Source organism: Methylobacterium sp. WL119, assembly GCF_008039875.1.
Lineage (GTDB): Bacteria > Pseudomonadota > Alphaproteobacteria > Rhizobiales > Beijerinckiaceae > Methylobacterium.
The window spans coordinates 24,272-38,788 of record NZ_VRUU01000049.1 but is presented as its reverse complement, the minus strand read 5'-3'; the positions used below and the strand labels follow the sequence as shown (position 1 = coordinate 38,788).

At 73.1% G+C, this 14,517-nt stretch carries 15 protein-coding genes; 10 read left to right on the top strand and 5 right to left on the bottom strand.

Translation table 11 applies throughout. From position 1 onward, the window contains the following. Positions 1–299: 299 nt before the first annotated feature. From FV227_RS17365 to FV227_RS17330, 8 genes are all read left to right on the top strand, one after another. The gene (locus FV227_RS17365) at positions 300–764 is read left to right on the top strand and encodes a hypothetical protein (RefSeq protein ID WP_147859545.1); all 465 of its coding nucleotides are present in this window, start codon (positions 300–302) and stop codon (positions 762–764) included. Next, on the top strand, positions 761–1,165 hold the full coding sequence (locus FV227_RS17360; protein WP_147727278.1) for a hypothetical protein: 405 nt from the start codon (positions 761–763) through the stop codon (positions 1,163–1,165). Before FV227_RS17365 ends, FV227_RS17360 begins: the two co-directional genes overlap by 4 nt. Before the next feature lie 106 nt (positions 1,166–1,271). Further along, entirely contained in the window at positions 1,272–1,532 is a 261-nt protein-coding gene (locus FV227_RS17355) for a hypothetical protein (protein ID WP_147859544.1), read from the top strand. A 112-nt stretch (positions 1,533–1,644) separates the two neighbouring features. Beyond that, a complete protein-coding gene (locus FV227_RS17350) occupies positions 1,645–2,067 on the top strand; it encodes a DUF2934 domain-containing protein (protein WP_147727280.1) in 423 nt (140 codons plus the stop codon). 196 nt (positions 2,068–2,263) lie between these two features. Continuing rightward, positions 2,264–3,580, top strand: a complete 1,317-nt coding sequence (locus tag FV227_RS17345; protein WP_147859543.1) for an MFS transporter — start codon at positions 2,264–2,266, stop codon at positions 3,578–3,580. A gap of 116 nt (positions 3,581–3,696) precedes the next feature. Next, positions 3,697–3,987: a hypothetical protein gene (locus FV227_RS17340; protein WP_147727282.1), complete on the top strand. Its 291-nt coding sequence runs from the start codon at positions 3,697–3,699 to the stop codon at positions 3,985–3,987. A 4-nt stretch (positions 3,988–3,991) separates the two neighbouring features. Next, positions 3,992–4,666, top strand: a complete 675-nt coding sequence (locus tag FV227_RS17335; protein WP_147859542.1) for an HAD family hydrolase — start codon at positions 3,992–3,994, stop codon at positions 4,664–4,666. Positions 4,667–4,843: 177 nt separating this feature from the next. Beyond that, on the top strand, positions 4,844–5,053 hold the full coding sequence (locus tag FV227_RS17330; protein ID WP_147859541.1) for a hypothetical protein: 210 nt from the start codon (positions 4,844–4,846) through the stop codon (positions 5,051–5,053). Positions 5,054–5,208: 155 nt separating this feature from the next. Here FV227_RS17330 and FV227_RS17325 read toward each other — a convergent pair whose 3' ends face one another. The 3 genes from FV227_RS17325 to FV227_RS17315 all read right to left on the bottom strand — a co-directional run bounded on the left by FV227_RS17325 (position 5,209) and on the right by FV227_RS17315 (position 6,551). Beyond that, the gene (locus FV227_RS17325) at positions 5,209–5,520 is read right to left on the bottom strand and encodes a hypothetical protein (RefSeq protein WP_147727285.1); all 312 of its coding nucleotides are present in this window, start codon (positions 5,518–5,520) and stop codon (positions 5,209–5,211) included. A 129-nt stretch (positions 5,521–5,649) separates the two neighbouring features. Further along, positions 5,650–6,030, bottom strand: coding sequence for a DUF6481 family protein (locus FV227_RS17320; RefSeq protein ID WP_147727286.1), 381 nt, complete (start codon positions 6,028–6,030; stop codon positions 5,650–5,652). Between the two features lie 311 nt (positions 6,031–6,341). After that, on the bottom strand, positions 6,342–6,551 hold the full coding sequence (locus FV227_RS17315) for a cold-shock protein (protein ID WP_018043862.1): 210 nt from the start codon (positions 6,549–6,551) through the stop codon (positions 6,342–6,344). Between the two features lie 565 nt (positions 6,552–7,116). Between FV227_RS17315 and FV227_RS17310 the strand changes: the two genes are divergently transcribed. Continuing rightward, complete coding sequence (locus tag FV227_RS17310; RefSeq protein WP_147727287.1) at positions 7,117–9,039, top strand: autotransporter assembly complex family protein; 1,923 nt, start codon at positions 7,117–7,119, stop codon at positions 9,037–9,039. After that, positions 9,039–13,409 carry a translocation/assembly module TamB domain-containing protein gene (locus FV227_RS17305; protein WP_147859540.1) on the top strand — a complete coding sequence of 1,457 codons (4,371 nt, stop codon included), beginning with the start codon at positions 9,039–9,041 and terminating at the stop codon, positions 13,407–13,409. Before FV227_RS17310 ends, FV227_RS17305 begins: the two co-directional genes overlap by 1 nt. Before the next feature lie 13 nt (positions 13,410–13,422). On the opposite strand, the gene FV227_RS17300 is transcribed toward FV227_RS17305, so the two are convergent. Together FV227_RS17300 and FV227_RS17295 are read right to left on the bottom strand one after the other, a co-directional pair. After that, complete coding sequence (locus tag FV227_RS17300; RefSeq protein WP_147726352.1) at positions 13,423–13,806, bottom strand: hypothetical protein; 384 nt, start codon at positions 13,804–13,806, stop codon at positions 13,423–13,425. A gap of 267 nt (positions 13,807–14,073) precedes the next feature. Continuing rightward, complete coding sequence (locus FV227_RS17295; RefSeq protein ID WP_147726351.1) at positions 14,074–14,487, bottom strand: EF-hand domain-containing protein; 414 nt, start codon at positions 14,485–14,487, stop codon at positions 14,074–14,076. Positions 14,488–14,517: the final 30 nt, after the last annotated feature.

The following is a 14,517-nucleotide window of genomic DNA, read 5'->3' as shown; positions in this document are numbered from 1 at the left end:
CCTCGGGTTTGTCGAATGGCTCGGCCAGGGCGTCGCCGCGCATCCGGCGAGCGCCGCGGCGACGCCCTGGCCGAGCCATTCGACAAACCCGAGGATCGCCATGCAACAGCCCTCCGAATCCTGCTCCAGGCTGAGCGCCGGACAGTTAACGAAAGGTTAATGCGCCGACGCCGCATCCCCGCCGCACAGCCGCCGCCCCGGGACGGGATCTGTCCGGCACCGCAACCGTTAAGCCGACGTTAACCCTGGCGCTTCGATGGAGCGTCGGACGCGACCGGCCTAGGGGAGGTCTCGAAGGCATGACCTGCTGGTCCGATTCGCGGCCCGTCCTGTGGCTCGCCCCGGCGCTCGCCCTCGTGAGCCTGCCCCTTATGATCGGGCCCCTTGCGATCGGTCCCCTTGCGATCGGTCCCCTTGCGATCGGGCCCGCCTCGGCGCAGGAACCGCTCTTCCTGCGCATCCGCCCCTCGGATGCGCCTCCGCCCGCGCTCGGCTCCGGCGGGGTCGATCCGGAGATCGCGGCGGCGCGGGCGGCGCGCGAGGCGGTGTGGGAGCGCAGCACCGTCCGCGCGAACATCGCGATCGCCTCGGTCTGCACCGGCTGCCTCGGACGGCCGCCGGCGCCGACGCCCCTGCGGCCGGACCGGCCGCGGCCCGCCACCCCGCCGGAGAGCGCGCGCGCCGCGCTCGCTCCGGCCGAACCTTCCCCCGACGCGGCCGCCGGCCCCGCCGCGGACCCGACATCGACCCGAGGTGATCCATGACCCAAGCCCATCCAACCAGCGGCGCCGAGCCCGATGCCGCCTGCCCGGTCTCCCTGGAACTGCTCGGCGAGGTCTACCGGGCCGACGAGTACGACTTCCCCGAGATCGTCGCCGGCATCGCGCCGCTGAAGCGGGCACAGCTCGCCGCCTACCTCTACGGCAAGAGCCACATGCACCAGCTCGGCCTGAAGGTGGCCCGCGCCTGCGAGCGCGAGGACCTGATCCGGGTCGCCGGCGAGGTCGGATCGGTGATCCACGGGCAGGCGCACCTCAAGCCCGCGCCCGCCCCCGTCCCGGTGGTCGAGGCCGGCGCGCCCAAGCCGAAGAAGGTCAGCCTCGGCGGGCCTGCCAAGAAGATCAGCCTCGGCGGCTCGGCCGCCAAGGGCCGCAGCTTCGACTGAAGCCCCTCTTTCTCGTCGGGCCGGATACGGCACCGGTGCCGCGCGGAGGGAACCCGCGGCGCGCCGGTGCCGCTCGTCGCGCGCGCCTCGCCTGGAGTGTCAACGCATGTACGGTTCTTGGTTCAAGCTCGGGATGGACGCCACGATGCTGGCGTTCGAATCGCAGCAGGTGATCGGCATGCGGCTGATGATGCTCTCGGCGGGCGGGGCCGTCGGCCAGGCCGAGGCGCAGCGCATGGTCACCGAGAAGGTCGTGGCGGCGGGCGAAGCCGCGCTGATGATGGCGTCCGGCGCCTCGACCGCCAAGGTCATCGCCGGCTACCGGCGCAAGGTCCGGGCGAACGCGCTCCGCCTGTCGAAGCGCTGACGACCCCGCGCTGGCGCACGGATTCGCGCCGGCTTCGCACCGCAACACCCGTTAACCCTGCCTTAACCACCGGCTTTCATCGTTTCCCCGGGACAGCAACGGGAGACGAGACATGGACCTGATCGAGCACCGGGTGCGCGAGCGCGCCTACTACATCTGGGAGGACGAAGGCCGCATCCACGGCCGGGCGGACGCCCACTGGCTGCGCGCCGAAGCCGAGATCGCCGCGCCCGCGCCGATCCTGACGATCGAGGCCGTCGCCGAGACCAGCCTCGCCCCGAGCCCGGCCAAGACCCTGAAGCCCCGCGCCAGCCGCGCCAAGGCCATTGCGAAGCCCGCCGAGGCCGCCGCGAAGCCTGCCGCCAAGACCGCTGCCGGCAAGACCGCTGCCAGCAAGACCGCTGCCGCCAAGCCGGCCCCGAAGGCTGCGGCGTCCAAGATCGCGGCCCCCAAGGCTCCGAAGGCGCTCGCGGCCGCCAGCCTCGCCGCCAAGCCAAAAGCCGCCCGCGCCACGACCGGCGCCAGCCTGCACTGAGCCGCCGCCGAGGCCTCGAAACTCGACCGCAAGAGCCCGCCCCTCGACCGAGGGGCGGGCTCTTGCCGTTTCGAGGACCCGCTCGGCACCTTCCCGGATGCCCCCTTCCCGGATGGCCCCGGATGCGGGATACGCCGATCCTGCAGGCGCGAGGGACGGATCCCCGAATCTCCGTAAGCCAGGGGTTGTGGTTCGCATGCCAGACGCCGTGAGCGGGGCCGACGCGCCCGCATCCGCCAAGCCGTTGGTCCTGACCCACCTCGCGGATCGCCGCATCGTGGCGATGCTCGGGCTCGGCTTCAGCTCCGGGCTTCCGTTCCTGCTGGTCTACGTCACGCAGTCGGCGTGGCTGTCGGAGGCGAAGGTGCCGATCGGCATCCTCGGGCTGCTGAGCGAGCTGACGCTGGCCTACAAGTTCAAGTTCCTCTGGGCGCCGTTCCTCGACCGCTACGACGCCCCGATCCTCGGGCGCTGGCTCGGGCGGCGGCGCGGCTGGATCGTGGCGACGCAGCTCGGCGTGGCGCTGACGCTCGCCGGCATCGCCTTCGGCGACCCGGCCGACTTCCTCGCCTGGACGGTGGTGTTCTCGCTGGCGCTGGGATTCGCCGGCGCGACCCAGGACGTGGTGATCGACGGCTGGCGCATCACCGCGGTGGCGCCCGAGCGGCAGGCGCTGATGTCGTCCTTCGCCGAGGTCGGCTGGCGGGTCGGCAACCTCGCGGCGGGCGCCGGGGCGCTCTACCTCGCCGACGCCTACGGCTGGCGCGCCGCCTACCTGTGCATGGCCGTGCTGATGGCGCCCGGGATGATCGCGGCCCTGATCGCCCCCGAGCCGGAACCCGCCCGGCCCGCGACGCACGAGCGCGCCGGCTTCGTCGAGACCGTGGTCGCGCCGATCCGCGAGCTGGTGACGCGGCTCGGGCCGATGGCGGTGCCGATCCTCGTGATGGTCGCGGGCTTCCGCATGCCCGGCTACGTGTCGAGCGCGATGGCGATGCCGCTGTTCAAGAGCCTGCACTACTCCAACACCGACATCGCCACGGTGACCAAGCTGTTCGGCTTCGGCGTCGCGCTGGCCGGCACGTTCCTGGCGAGCTTCGTCGTGCCGCGGATCGGGATCCTCGCGAGCCTCGTCGCGGGCACCGTGTTCGGCTCGGCCTCGCACCTCGCGCTCGCCTACCTCGCGATCCACGGCGGTGACGGGGGAGCGGCGTTCTGGACCTTCGCGATCGCCGTCAGCGTCGACAGCTTCGCCTACGCCTTCGCCTCGATCGTGCTGATCACCTACATGTCGTCGCTGGCCGCGAGCGAGCACGCTGCCAGCCAGTACGCGCTGCTGACCTCGCTGTGCGCGCTCCCCGGCAGCCTGCTGGCCGGCGCCTCCGGCTTCATCATCGCCGATGTCGGCTTCGCCTGGTTCTTCGTCGGCACGGCGCTGATCGGCGTGCCGGTGGCGCTCCTGTGCGCCTATGTCTGGCACGTCCATCCGCGGACGGAGGCGCCGGCGGCGTGAGTGCGCGACGAGGGCCGTGGAACGGCGGCGAAGCTGTGCCGTTGTCCGACGAGAACCCTGCACCGGCCGGGATACGCGCGCGCCCCGCGCGCCGCCCTTTCCGACACGAGGACCCGATGACGCTCCGCACAGCCGGCCTTCTGCTCGCCCTGCTCGCCGTCCCGGCCGCCGCGCAGGCGCAGGTCTATCGCGACCGCGCGCCGGCTGGCCCGCTCGGCGAGACCGTGCCGATCACCGTCGGCGGCCGCGCGCCCTGGCAGCCGGCCTGGGCCTACGATTCCGGCGGCGACAACGACCGGCGGCCGGAGCTGCCCTATTACCAGCAGGGCCGCGGCCAGCAGACCGGCGGCCCCACGCGCAACCTGCTGCCCGACGACGGCCTGCGCCTCGTCCCGATCCCGCGCTGAGCCGATGAAAGCCGCGATCTTCGACATCGACGGGACGCTGCTCGACAGCGTCGACCTTCACGCGGAGGCCTGGGTCGAGGCCTTCCGCTACTTCGGCGTCGAGACCGACGTCGCCAAGGTCCGCAGCCAGATCGGCAAGGGCGGCGACGAGCTGATGCCGGTCTTCCTGTCGGAGGCGCAGCTGCGCGACCAGGGCGAGGCGATCGAGGCCTACCGCTCCGACCTGTTCAAGCGCGCCTACCGCGACCGGGTGAAGCCGTTCCCGGGCGTGCGCGCCCTGTTCGAGCGGATCCGCGCCGACGGCACGACGATCGCGCTGGCCTCCTCGGGCAAGCGCAGCGAGGTCGAGCACTACCAGGACGTGCTCGGCATCGCGGACCTCGTCGACGCGGCGACGAGCTCGGACGACGCCGAGCGCTCGAAGCCCCATCCCGACATCTTCGAGGCGGCGCTGAAGCGGCTCGAAGGCATCGACCGCGCCGAGATCGTGGTCCTGGGCGACACGCCCTACGATGCGCAGGCCGCCGGCAAGGCCGGGCTCGCCACCGTCGGCCTGCTGTGCGGCGGGTTCCCCGAAACCGACCTGAAGGCGGCCGGCTGCATCGCGATCTATCGCAGCCCACAGCACCTGCTCGAAGACTTCGAATCCTCGCCGCTGGCAAAGCGCAAGACGATCTGACGTCGAATCCGGTGCGCGCCCGCAATTGTCCCCGCAATCCTGGCATGCGTGTGGCCCGGATGCGACGCGGTCTCGCGCCGGCTACGGACAACGCAGGATAAGACTGGCGCGGGTGGCGCGAAAGGCGTAGCCACCCCGCCGGAACTTCCTGGGATCCTTCTAAGGACGGGGCGGATCATGCGTCAGACGGCCGAGACCAGCGTACAGACCTGGAATCCCTGCAGCGACAGGCCTCTCCACGAGCGGATCGCGGAGGCGGTCCAGAGCCGCGCCACGCCGATCAGCCAGCTCCTGCGCCTGATGTCGGCCCTCGACGCCGAGGGCAACGCCAACGAGAACCTGCGGCTTCAGCTGCGTGCCCGCATCGGCGCGCCGCTCAGCGTCTGAGGCCGACCCGCCCCGATGGGGGTGAGGCGTCGACGACGGTCCCGGCGATGCGCCCGCCGCCGGGGTGAGCCGAAGCAGGACGGCTGCCGGCGCCTCCCCGCATCTCGGCGCGACGCATCGACCGACCCGCAGGCCGTCATCCTGACTTCAGCTCCTCAAGGCTGAACCCAGAGGCAGGCCGGCTCGCCCTTCACCGCGAGGCATTCGAACGGCGCGCCGCCGATCATCGCGCGGTGCTCGACCGCGCCGACGTCGGCGCGCCGGATCGCCTTGCAGCCGGGCCGGCTGCCGGCCTGGGCGAGGGCGGCGGCGCGGTCGGGGGCGGCGGTCGTAAGGAGGCGGAGCGACACGAGGGTATCGCAGGCCGCGACCCGATCGTCCGGCTGCGCGAGCGCGGGGGTGACGAGCATCGCGGCCAGCCCGATGCCGGCCCGGCACGCACGCCGTCGGAAATGCCGCTCGATCATGTTTCCTCTTCGGCGGTCTGCGGACAGGCGGGACGGCCGCGCGAGGCGCGAAGGTCCGGAAGAAACGGCAACGCCGTCCGCGGCGGGCGGACGGCGCTGTCTGGCGGCCGATACGACGCGGCGTCCGCGTCAGCGCTTGGTCTTCACCTTGGCCTTGCGGGCGGCATAGCGGGCGTCGCGGAGTTCCTTCTTCGCGGCGAGCTCGGCGGCCTTGCGCTCCTGCAACGCCGCGGCCTCGGCGGCCTCGCGGGCGATTTGGGCGGCGAGCTCGGCCTCCTCGCGGGCGCGCTTCTCTTCCGCGGCCTGCTTCTCGGCGGCGATGCGGGCGGCTTCGCGCTCGCGGAGACGGGTCTCGCGGGCCTGGACGAGCTCGGCCCGGGCCTTAGCCTTGGCGATCATCTCGGGGTCGTCGGCCGGGGGGCGCGCCTTGAACTTGGCGAGCAGGGCAGCCTTGGCGGCTGCGGAATTCTGGCGGCGGTCGTCGAAATTACGATAGTCGAATGCGCTCATCTGACCTTTCTCGTACGGTGTCTCACTTCGGGTTTCGGGAGCGTCCGCGACGGATCAATCCGCGGGACGGGGCCGGGGGAACGGGCCCTTCAGCAAATCGGATTCGGCAAGCCTGATTCCGCCTCGCGGCGAATCGAAAAAGCCAATGACCGACGGATGGGCGGCGTGCAACCTGAGCTGCATTCGGAAATCGCCGCGATGGGTGACAATCGTCGTCGCGCCGTCGCAAATCCAGGGACAGATGCGGATATGCCGCAGCGGGACGATCGACGCCCCCGGACCGCTCCGTCCGGAGGCGTCGCTGTCGCGGATCAGGCCGCCTGGAGGTTTCCGGCCGACTGCTTGCCGGTGCGCCGGTCGTTCTCGATCTCGTAGGAGAGCTTCTGGCCCTCGATCAGGTTGCGCATGCCGGCGCGCTCGACGGCGGAGATGTGGACGAACACGTCCTTGCCGCCGTCATCCGGCTGGATGAAGCCGTAACCCTTGGTCTCGTTGAACCATTTCACGGTGCCCGTGCTCATGGCGCCTACCTCCGTCGTATCGATGTGTTGAGCCTGCCGGCCCGAGCGGCTGTCCACGCGCGGGGGTGGGCGAAGCAGGTTGGATGTCGAGATGGAATGTCAGTCGAAGCGACGCCCTTGCAAGTGGCTAAAGGGACAGCGGGCGGAGCAACCCGGCGGCGGCCGGCAAGCATCGACGCACGCTGGAGTTAGGTCGCGGCCTGCCGTCTGACAAGAGTCCGGCCGACAGTCCCGGCGCCGCCCCCTGCGAAGCCCGCCGAAGGTTGCCGCAGCCGGCCCGGCCGTCTAGGTTCGGCCCGGTGCGCGATGGGGTCCGGACGGAGGGTCCGGCGCCCGATCACCCCGGATCCGGCTCGGGCGGGGGACCACCGGCAGCGGCCTTCCTTAAGGCCTGCTCCGGCATGATCGGCATCGCGACGAGGGGGGACTTCGAGATGAGCGCGACGGAATTTCCGCACGCCGCGGACGTGCAGCGGACGGCCGGCCCCTGCGCGTGACGCGACGGAACCCGGATCGCGCCACCACCGTCCCGCGCGGCCGCAACGGCGCCTTCGCCGGCGCCGTCATGGCCGCCGGCCTGTCCCTGGCCGCCTCGCCGGCCGCGGCCTTCGACCTGTTCGGGTTGTTCGGCTCCGAGGAGGAGCCCCTGGCGCCGAGCGCCACCGCGCTGCCCTACGCGCTGAAGATCCAGGGCACCGACGATTCCGACCTGGAGAAGACGCTGGAGGACACCTCGACCCTCCACCGCCTGCGCCGCGAGCCGCCGCCGGACGGGGAAGGGCTGGTGCGCCGCGCCGAGGCCGACCTGCGGCGCCTGCCCGACGCGCTCTCCGGCTACGGCTACTACGCGGGCCGTGTCACCGTCCGGATCGAGGAGGTGGTGCTCGGCGGCGAGGCCTCGCTGATCGCCGCCGCGCGGGCGGCGGATGCCGAGCGCGCCCGCACCCTGGTCCCGGTCCGCATCGCGGTCGATGCCGGGCCGCTCTACACCCTGCGCACCGTCACCGTACGCGACCCGCAAGGCGCCGCCTTCCCCGAGGAGGTGCTGCCGAAGCGCTTCACCCGCGTCGACGACGAGACGCCGGCGCGCTCCAGCCTCGTGCTCGCCCGCGAGGCGAAGATCGTCGACCGCTTCCGCGAGCGCGGCCACCCCTTCGCCAAGGTGGTGTCGCGCGATCCCGTCGTGGACGACGCCGCCCACGTCATGGACGTGACCTTCACCGTCGATCCCGGCCCGCAGGCCGGCCTCGGCGCGGTCACGGTCCGCGGCACGAAGGACATCGACCCGGCGGTGGTGCGCTCCTTCATCGACGCGGAGCCGGGCGACCCGTACTCGCCGAAGGCGCTCACCGACATGCGCCGGGCGCTGGTGAAGGTCGAGGGCCTCGGCTCGGTGCGGGTGCGCGAGGGCGAGGCGCTGGATGCGCAGGGCAACCTGCCGATCTTCGTCGACGTGACCGAGCGCGACCGCAACCTGATCGGCGTCTCGGCCCGCTACTCCACCGTCGACGGCCCCGGCATCCGCGCGACCTACGCCAACCGCAACCTGTTCGGCGGCGGCGAGACGATCCGGCTCGACGCCGACCTGTTCTACCTCGGCAACGATCTCTACGCCACGCAGCGCAAGCTCGCCGGCATCGAGTCGAACGGGCTCGGCGGGCGCCTGTCCGCCACCTTCGTGAAGCCGGCGCTCTGGGGCACCCGCAACGACCTGATCGCCAACCTGTTCGCGGGTCGCGAGGCGCAGCAGAGCTACGTCGCGGACGCCGCCGGCGGGACGCTCGGCGTCCGCCACCGCTTCTCGGACACGTTCTACGCGCAGGTCGGCGTCGAGGGGCAGGCGGGCCGCGCCCAGGACGCGCTCGGCAAGGTCGATTACCGCCTGGTCGGCATCCCGGTCTCGGTGTCCTACGATTCGACCGACAACCTGCTGGACCCGACCAGGGGCGTCCGGCTGACGGCCTCGGCGACGCCCTATGCCGGCTTCCTCGGCTCCGATCCGTCGATCTTCGTCGCCAAGGCGCAGGGCTCGACCTACTACGCCCTGGACGAGGACGCGCGGTACATCCTCGCCGGCCGCCTCGGCTTCGGCTCGATCTCCGGCGCGAGCCTGGAGGACATTCCGGCCAACATCCGCTTCTTCGCCGGCGGCGGCGGCTCGGTGCGCGGCTTCCCCTATCGCACGCTCGGCCCGCGCGGGCCGTTCAACCTGCCGGTCGGCGGCCGAAGCCTGCTGGAAGCCTCGTTCGAGGCCCGGATCAAGGTCACCGACACGATCGGCGTGGTGCCGTTCTTCGATGCGGGCACGGCGTTCGCCGGCTCGCTCCCCGACTTCGACGAGCGCATCCGCACCGCGGTGGGCCTCGGGCTTCGCTACTACACCGGCATAGGCCCGATCCGCGTCGACGTCGCATTCCCCCTCGACCGGATCAAGGGCAACCACGAGCGCCCGGTCGCCCTCTACATCAGCCTCGGGCAGTCGTTCTGATGGGGATACGGGATCGGTTCGCGCGCGTTCTCCCTCCCCCCGCAGGGGGGGGAGGGATCCGCGTCGCCGTCGCGATCCTGCTCGTCCTCGGCCTCGCCGCGCCCGCGGCCGTCACCCAGGCCGCCGACGAGGCCGAGAAGACCATGCTCGGCGGGCTGCTGTCGCGCGCGCTCTCCACCCCGTCGTCGCGCGTCGCCATCGGCGCGGTCGACGGCGCCCTCTCGTCGGACGCCACGATCCGCGACGTGGCGATCAGCGACCGCGACGGGGTCTGGCTGAAGCTCGACCGGGCGCGCATCGTCTGGCGCCGCCTCGCGCTGCTCTCCGGCCGGCTCGAGGTCGACACCCTCGAGGTCGGCCGGCTCGACGTGCTGCGGCGCCCGGTGCCCTCCGCCGTCGCCGCGACGCCAGAGCCCGACGGCACCCTGCTGCCGGACCTGCCGGTCAAGGTCGAGATCAAGGACTTCTCGCTCGCCGAGCTCGTCCTCGGCGAAGGGCTCGCCGGGCAGCCGGCGCGGCTCTCGGCCAAGGGCCGGGCGAAGCTCGGCGCGCCGTCCGAAGGGCTCGACCTCGACGCGGCGGTGCAGCGCCAGGATGCCGGCGGCCGGTTCGGCCTCAAGCTGCTGTTCGTGCCGCACGGCGAGCGCCTGGAGCTGAAGGCGACCCTGAACGAGCCGGCCGGCGGCCTGCTCTCCAGGGGCCTGAACATGCCCGGCGCCCCGCCTGTCGACCTCGACCTCGACGGCCGCGGGACGCTGGACGCCTGGAACGCCCGCCTCGACTTCTCCGCCGGCGAGACCATCGGCGCCCAGGGCGGCGCCCGGATCTCGCGGGTCGGGGCCGAGCGGCGCCTCGCCCTCGACCTCGCCGCGCGCATCGAGGGCCTGCTTCCAGGCCCGGCCGCGGCGGTGTTCTCCGGCACGACCAAGCTCGACGGCGCCCTCGGGTTTTCCGATGGCGGCGCGCTCAGGATCGACCGGCTCGAGCTGACCTCGCGGACCGCCCGCCTCGACGCGCGCGGCACCCTGGACGTGGCACGGAACGCCGACTTCACCCTCCAGGCCCGCGCCGTGCCGACCGAGGGCGGGGTGACCCGGGCCGCCGACAGCGAGCTCAAGACCCTGGTGTTCGACGGTAGCCTGAAAGGCCCGCTCGCCCGGCCGCACGTGGCGGGCAGCCTGAAGGCCGCCGGCCTGCGCACCCGGGACAGCGCCCTGGACCTCGTCGAAGCCCGGCTCGCGGCCGAGCCCACCGCGGCCGACCGCTTCGACCTCAGCGCCGACGCCCGGGTCGAGGGGCTGACGCTGCCCGACCCCGCCCTGCGGCGGGCGCTCGGCGCACGCGCCGCCTTCGACTTCCGCGGGACCCTGGAGCCCGACAACGCGGTTTCGGTCTCGCGCCTGCACGTCGAGGCGCCGACGATGCGGGCGGACTATGCCGGCCGCGTCGGGCGCAACACGCTCACCGGCACGGTCGAGGCCGCGCTGTCAGACCTTTCGGCCTTCTCCGACCTCGCGGGCCGGCCGCTCGCCGGAAGGCTGTCGGGCACGGCCAAGCTCGGCGGCGATCCGGCGCGGAAGGCTGTGACCGCGGAGGTGGATGTCCGCACCGAGGCGCTGTCCCTCGGGCGACCGGCGCTCGACGGGCTGCTCGGGGCGGCTCCGCGCGTCACCGGGCGCCTGTCCCAGGTCTACGACGGCTACGCCTTCGACGGCGCGAAGCTCGAGGGCGCGGCCGTCGTCGCGCGCCTCGACGGCCGCGCCACCGCCCGGGTCGCCGACGCCAAGCTCGACGTCGACCTGAAGGACCTGTCCGCCCTCGACGACGCGCTCGCCGGGCGGGCCGGGCTGTCCGGGCGGCTCTCGGGGACCCTCGAGCATCCCGACCTGTTCGCCCTCGTCAGCGCGTCCGAGGCCAGCGCCATGGGCCGCCCCGTGCGGGGCCTGAAGGTCGAGGCGACCCTCAAGGACCTGACCGGCGCGCTCGACGGCACGGTCGCCCTCGGCGGCACCGTCGGCGGCAAGCCGCTGCAGGGAGGGGCCCACCTCGCGCGCTCGGGGGCCGACTGGCGCCTCGACCGGCTCGGGCTCGGACTCGGCTCGGTGACCCTCGACGGCAGCGCCGCGCTCGACGCCGCGACCCGGCTGACGGAGGGCGCGGTCCGGCTCAAGGCGGCCGACCTCGACGACCTCACGCCGCTGGCGCTGACGCGGCTCGCCGGCCACCTCGACGCCGACATCGCGCTGTCCCGCGCGAGCGGCCGGCAGGACGCGACGATCCGCGCGACCGGCGCGCGCCTGCAGGCCGGCGCGATCGGCCTCGCCCGGCTCGACGCGGACCTGACGGGACAGGACCTTCTCGGGGCGCCGCGGATCGACGGGCGGGCCGAGGCCGACCGCATCGTCGCCGCCGACCAGATCCTCGACACGGTGCGCCTGACGGCGGCGGGCTCCCCGGCGGCGACCGATCTCGTGCTTAAGGCGCGCGCCCGCGGCTTCGACCTCGACGGCGCCGCCCGCCTCGTCCCGGGCCACGGCTCGGACGCGGCCACCCGGATCGACCTGCTGCGCGTCTCCGCCGCGCGGGGCGCCGACCGGCTGGCGCTCGCGGGCCCTGCGACGGTGACCCTCGAAGGCGGCGGCGCGCGGATCGATGACCTGACGATCGCCGCGGGCGGCGGCCGCGTCACCGTCGCGGGCAAGGCCGGGCGCGACAACGACCTGACGATCGGCATCCGCGCCCTGCCGCTGGCGCTCGCGCGCATCGCCGCGCCCGGCCTGGCGCTGAGCGGCACCCTGGACGGCGAGGCCGCGATCCGGGGGCCGACGGATCGGCCGCAGGGGCACTACGCCCTCACCGTCGCCCGCCTCGTCACGCCGGAGACGCGCAAGGCCGGCCTGCCGCCGATCGAGGCCCGGGCGTCGGGCGACCTCGGCGACGGCCGGATCGGGCTCGACGGCCGCATCACCGCGGGGCCCGGCGTCGCGATGACCCTGTCCGGCTCGCTGCCGGCGGCGGCCGGCGGCAGCCTCGCGGTGAAGGCGCGGGGAACGCTCGACGCGGCGCTCGCCAACAGCCTGCTCAGCGTCGGCGGCCAGCGGGTCGCCGGGCGGGTGGCGATCGATGCGGGGGTGACGGGCACGCTCGCCGCACCGCGGGCGGAGGGCAGCGCGACGCTGTCGGGCGGCAGCTTCACCGACCCGCTCAACGGCATCCGGCTGACCAACATCGAGGGCCGCGCCACGGGGCGCGGCGACGCGGTCGTGCTGGAACGCCTCACCCTGGCGACCCGCAACGGCGGGACGCTGCGCGCCGACGGCCGCGTGGCGCTCGAGCCCCAGGCCGGGTTCCCGGGCACGATCCGCATCGCGGGCGAGCGCGCCGAGCTGATCTCGAGCCCGCTGATGACGGCGGTGGCGAGCCTGAACCTCGCGCTCTCCGGCCCGCTGTCGCGCACGCCGCGGATCGCCGGCCGCGTCGACGTGGTCTCGATCGACGTGTCGGTGCCTGACCGGCTGCCCGCGACGGTGCAGCCGCTGCCGGGCATCCGCCGGGTCAACACCCCGCCCGACATCCGCGCCCGGCTCGACGCCAAGGCCCTACGCGGGGCGCAGGTGGCGGCCGTGGGAAGACGCGGCGCGCGCGGCAAGCCCGCCGTGCCGTTCGACGCCACCCTCGACGTCGCGGTGAGCGCTCCGAACCGCATCTTCGTGCGCGGGCGCGGCATCGACGCCGAGCTCGGCGGGAGCTTGCGCGTCACCGGCACCTCGCGCGACCCGAACGCGAACGGCGCGTTCGAGCTTCGGCGCGGGCGTCTCGCGGTGATCGGGCAGCGCCTCGACTTCACCCGCGGCCGCGTGACCTTCGGCGGCGCCATCGCGGCCCCCGACCTCGACTTCGTCGCCGAGACAAAGGCCACCGACATCACCGCCCGCATCGCGGTCTCGGGGCCGGCCGACAGCCCGGTCTTCGCGATCTCCTCGGACCCGAGCCTGCCGCAGGACGAGGTGCTGTCGCGGCTGCTGTTCAAGAAGGCGTCGGGCAGCCTGTCGCCGTTCCAGGCGCTGCAGCTGGCGCAGGCCGTGTCGCAGCTCTCGGGCGGGGCAGGGGGCGTCGACGTGTTCGAGGCGGCGCGCAAGGGCCTCGGGCTCGACAGCCTCGACGTCTCGACCGGGACCAGCGGCGGCCCGGGGCGCGGCGCCTCGCGCTACCTCAGCGATCGCCTCAGCGTCGGCATCAAGGCCGGCGCCAAGCCGGCCGACACGGGCGCGACCATCGACTACGACGTGACGCGCCGGGTGAAGATCCAGGGCGAGGCCGGCAGCGACGGCCGCACCAGCGTCGGCGTCGGCGCGGAATGGGAATACTGAGCGCGCGACGCGCTTAGTGGCGGGCGAGGCCGGCCTGCTTCGGGCCGACGGCCTGGGCGAGGCGCCGGCCGACATGCAGCATCGCCCTCTCGATCAGGGCGAGCGTCGGCGGATCGTTGTCGAGCTTGGCGTACTCGTAGGCGACGATCAGGCCGTCGGCGATGCCTTCGAGCAGGCTGACGGTCTCGCTGGCCGCGTCGGCCAGTTGACGGAACGGATCGCCGGACGTCCCCTCGGCGGCCCGAGCCTCCGCACTGTGAGCCTCGGCGACGTGAGCCGTGCAGCGGTCGAGGATCCCCTGCGACGCCTCGATCGTCTTGCGGGTCTCCTCGATGATCTCGCGCATCTCCGCGACGAGGGAAGGCTGGTCCGCGACCTTCGGGTGATCGATGCTCATGCTGATATTGCCCCCACGACGGAGCAAGCTTGCATCCTATGGTTGAGATGCGTCAACAGGATTCGCATGTCGCGCGACGTCGCACGGTCGGCCGCAAGGGTCCGGTGCCAAGGGGCCGGTGCAAGGGTCCGGTGGAGGCGGGTGCAGGACGGGAAGCGGAACCGGACGTGCGTCAGGAAGCGTCCGAACGAAAACGAGCCGCGCCCGTTTCCGGGGCGGCTCGCAGGTGGCACATCCGACGCGACCCCGCAGGGTCGCGCCCGAGGGTCACTTGATCAGCATCAGCAGAGCCTTGCCGGCGGGGGACTTCAGCTCCTTGGCGTCGAGCGTGCCGTCGTTGTCCGGGTCGGCGGCCTGGAAGCGGTCGGCGACGGCGGCGAGGTATTCCTTCTTGTCGATCGTGCCGTCGTTGTCCGGGTCGGCCTTCTTCAGGCCGGCGGCGCTCAGGCGGCCCTTCAGCTCCTTCTTGTCGAGGGTGCCGTCGGCATCCTTCTCGAGGCGATCGAAGGTCGCCGAGGCGGTCGCCTCGATCTCCTTCATGTCGACGGTGCCGTCGTTGTCGGTGTCGATCATCTTGACCGCCTGGGCGCCGGTCATCGGCTTGGCGAAGGCGACGGGGGCGGTCATGGTGGCCGAGGCCAGGACGAGAGCGGCGAAGGTGCTGGAAAGACGAAGGGTCATTGCCGAATTATCCCGAAATGTGTTGCGCGA

Bases quoted from the DNA above. Each gene is read 5' to 3' on its own strand.
- FV227_RS17365 (WP_147859545.1), top strand. From the start codon at position 300: ATGACCTGCTGGTCCGATTCGCGGCCCGTCCTGTGGCTCGCCCCGGCG.
- FV227_RS17360 (WP_147727278.1), top strand. From the start codon at position 761: ATGACCCAAGCCCATCCAACCAGCGGCGCCGAGCCCGATGCCGCCTGC.
- FV227_RS17355 (WP_147859544.1), top strand. From the start codon at position 1,272: ATGTACGGTTCTTGGTTCAAGCTCGGGATGGACGCCACGATGCTGGCG.
- FV227_RS17350 (WP_147727280.1), top strand. From the start codon at position 1,645: ATGGACCTGATCGAGCACCGGGTGCGCGAGCGCGCCTACTACATCTGG.
- FV227_RS17345 (WP_147859543.1), top strand. From the start codon at position 2,264: ATGCCAGACGCCGTGAGCGGGGCCGACGCGCCCGCATCCGCCAAGCCG.
- FV227_RS17340 (WP_147727282.1), top strand. From the start codon at position 3,697: ATGACGCTCCGCACAGCCGGCCTTCTGCTCGCCCTGCTCGCCGTCCCG.
- FV227_RS17335 (WP_147859542.1), top strand. From the start codon at position 3,992: ATGAAAGCCGCGATCTTCGACATCGACGGGACGCTGCTCGACAGCGTC.
- FV227_RS17330 (WP_147859541.1), top strand. From the start codon at position 4,844: ATGCGTCAGACGGCCGAGACCAGCGTACAGACCTGGAATCCCTGCAGC.
- FV227_RS17325 (WP_147727285.1), bottom strand. From the start codon at position 5,520: ATGATCGAGCGGCATTTCCGACGGCGTGCGTGCCGGGCCGGCATCGGG.
- FV227_RS17320 (WP_147727286.1), bottom strand. From the start codon at position 6,030: ATGAGCGCATTCGACTATCGTAATTTCGACGACCGCCGCCAGAATTCC.
- FV227_RS17315 (WP_018043862.1), bottom strand. From the start codon at position 6,551: ATGAGCACGGGCACCGTGAAATGGTTCAACGAGACCAAGGGTTACGGC.
- FV227_RS17310 (WP_147727287.1), top strand. From the start codon at position 7,117: ATGGCCGCCGGCCTGTCCCTGGCCGCCTCGCCGGCCGCGGCCTTCGAC.
- FV227_RS17305 (WP_147859540.1), top strand. From the start codon at position 9,039: ATGGGGATACGGGATCGGTTCGCGCGCGTTCTCCCTCCCCCCGCAGGG.
- FV227_RS17300 (WP_147726352.1), bottom strand. From the start codon at position 13,806: ATGAGCATCGATCACCCGAAGGTCGCGGACCAGCCTTCCCTCGTCGCG.
- FV227_RS17295 (WP_147726351.1), bottom strand. From the start codon at position 14,487: ATGACCCTTCGTCTTTCCAGCACCTTCGCCGCTCTCGTCCTGGCCTCG.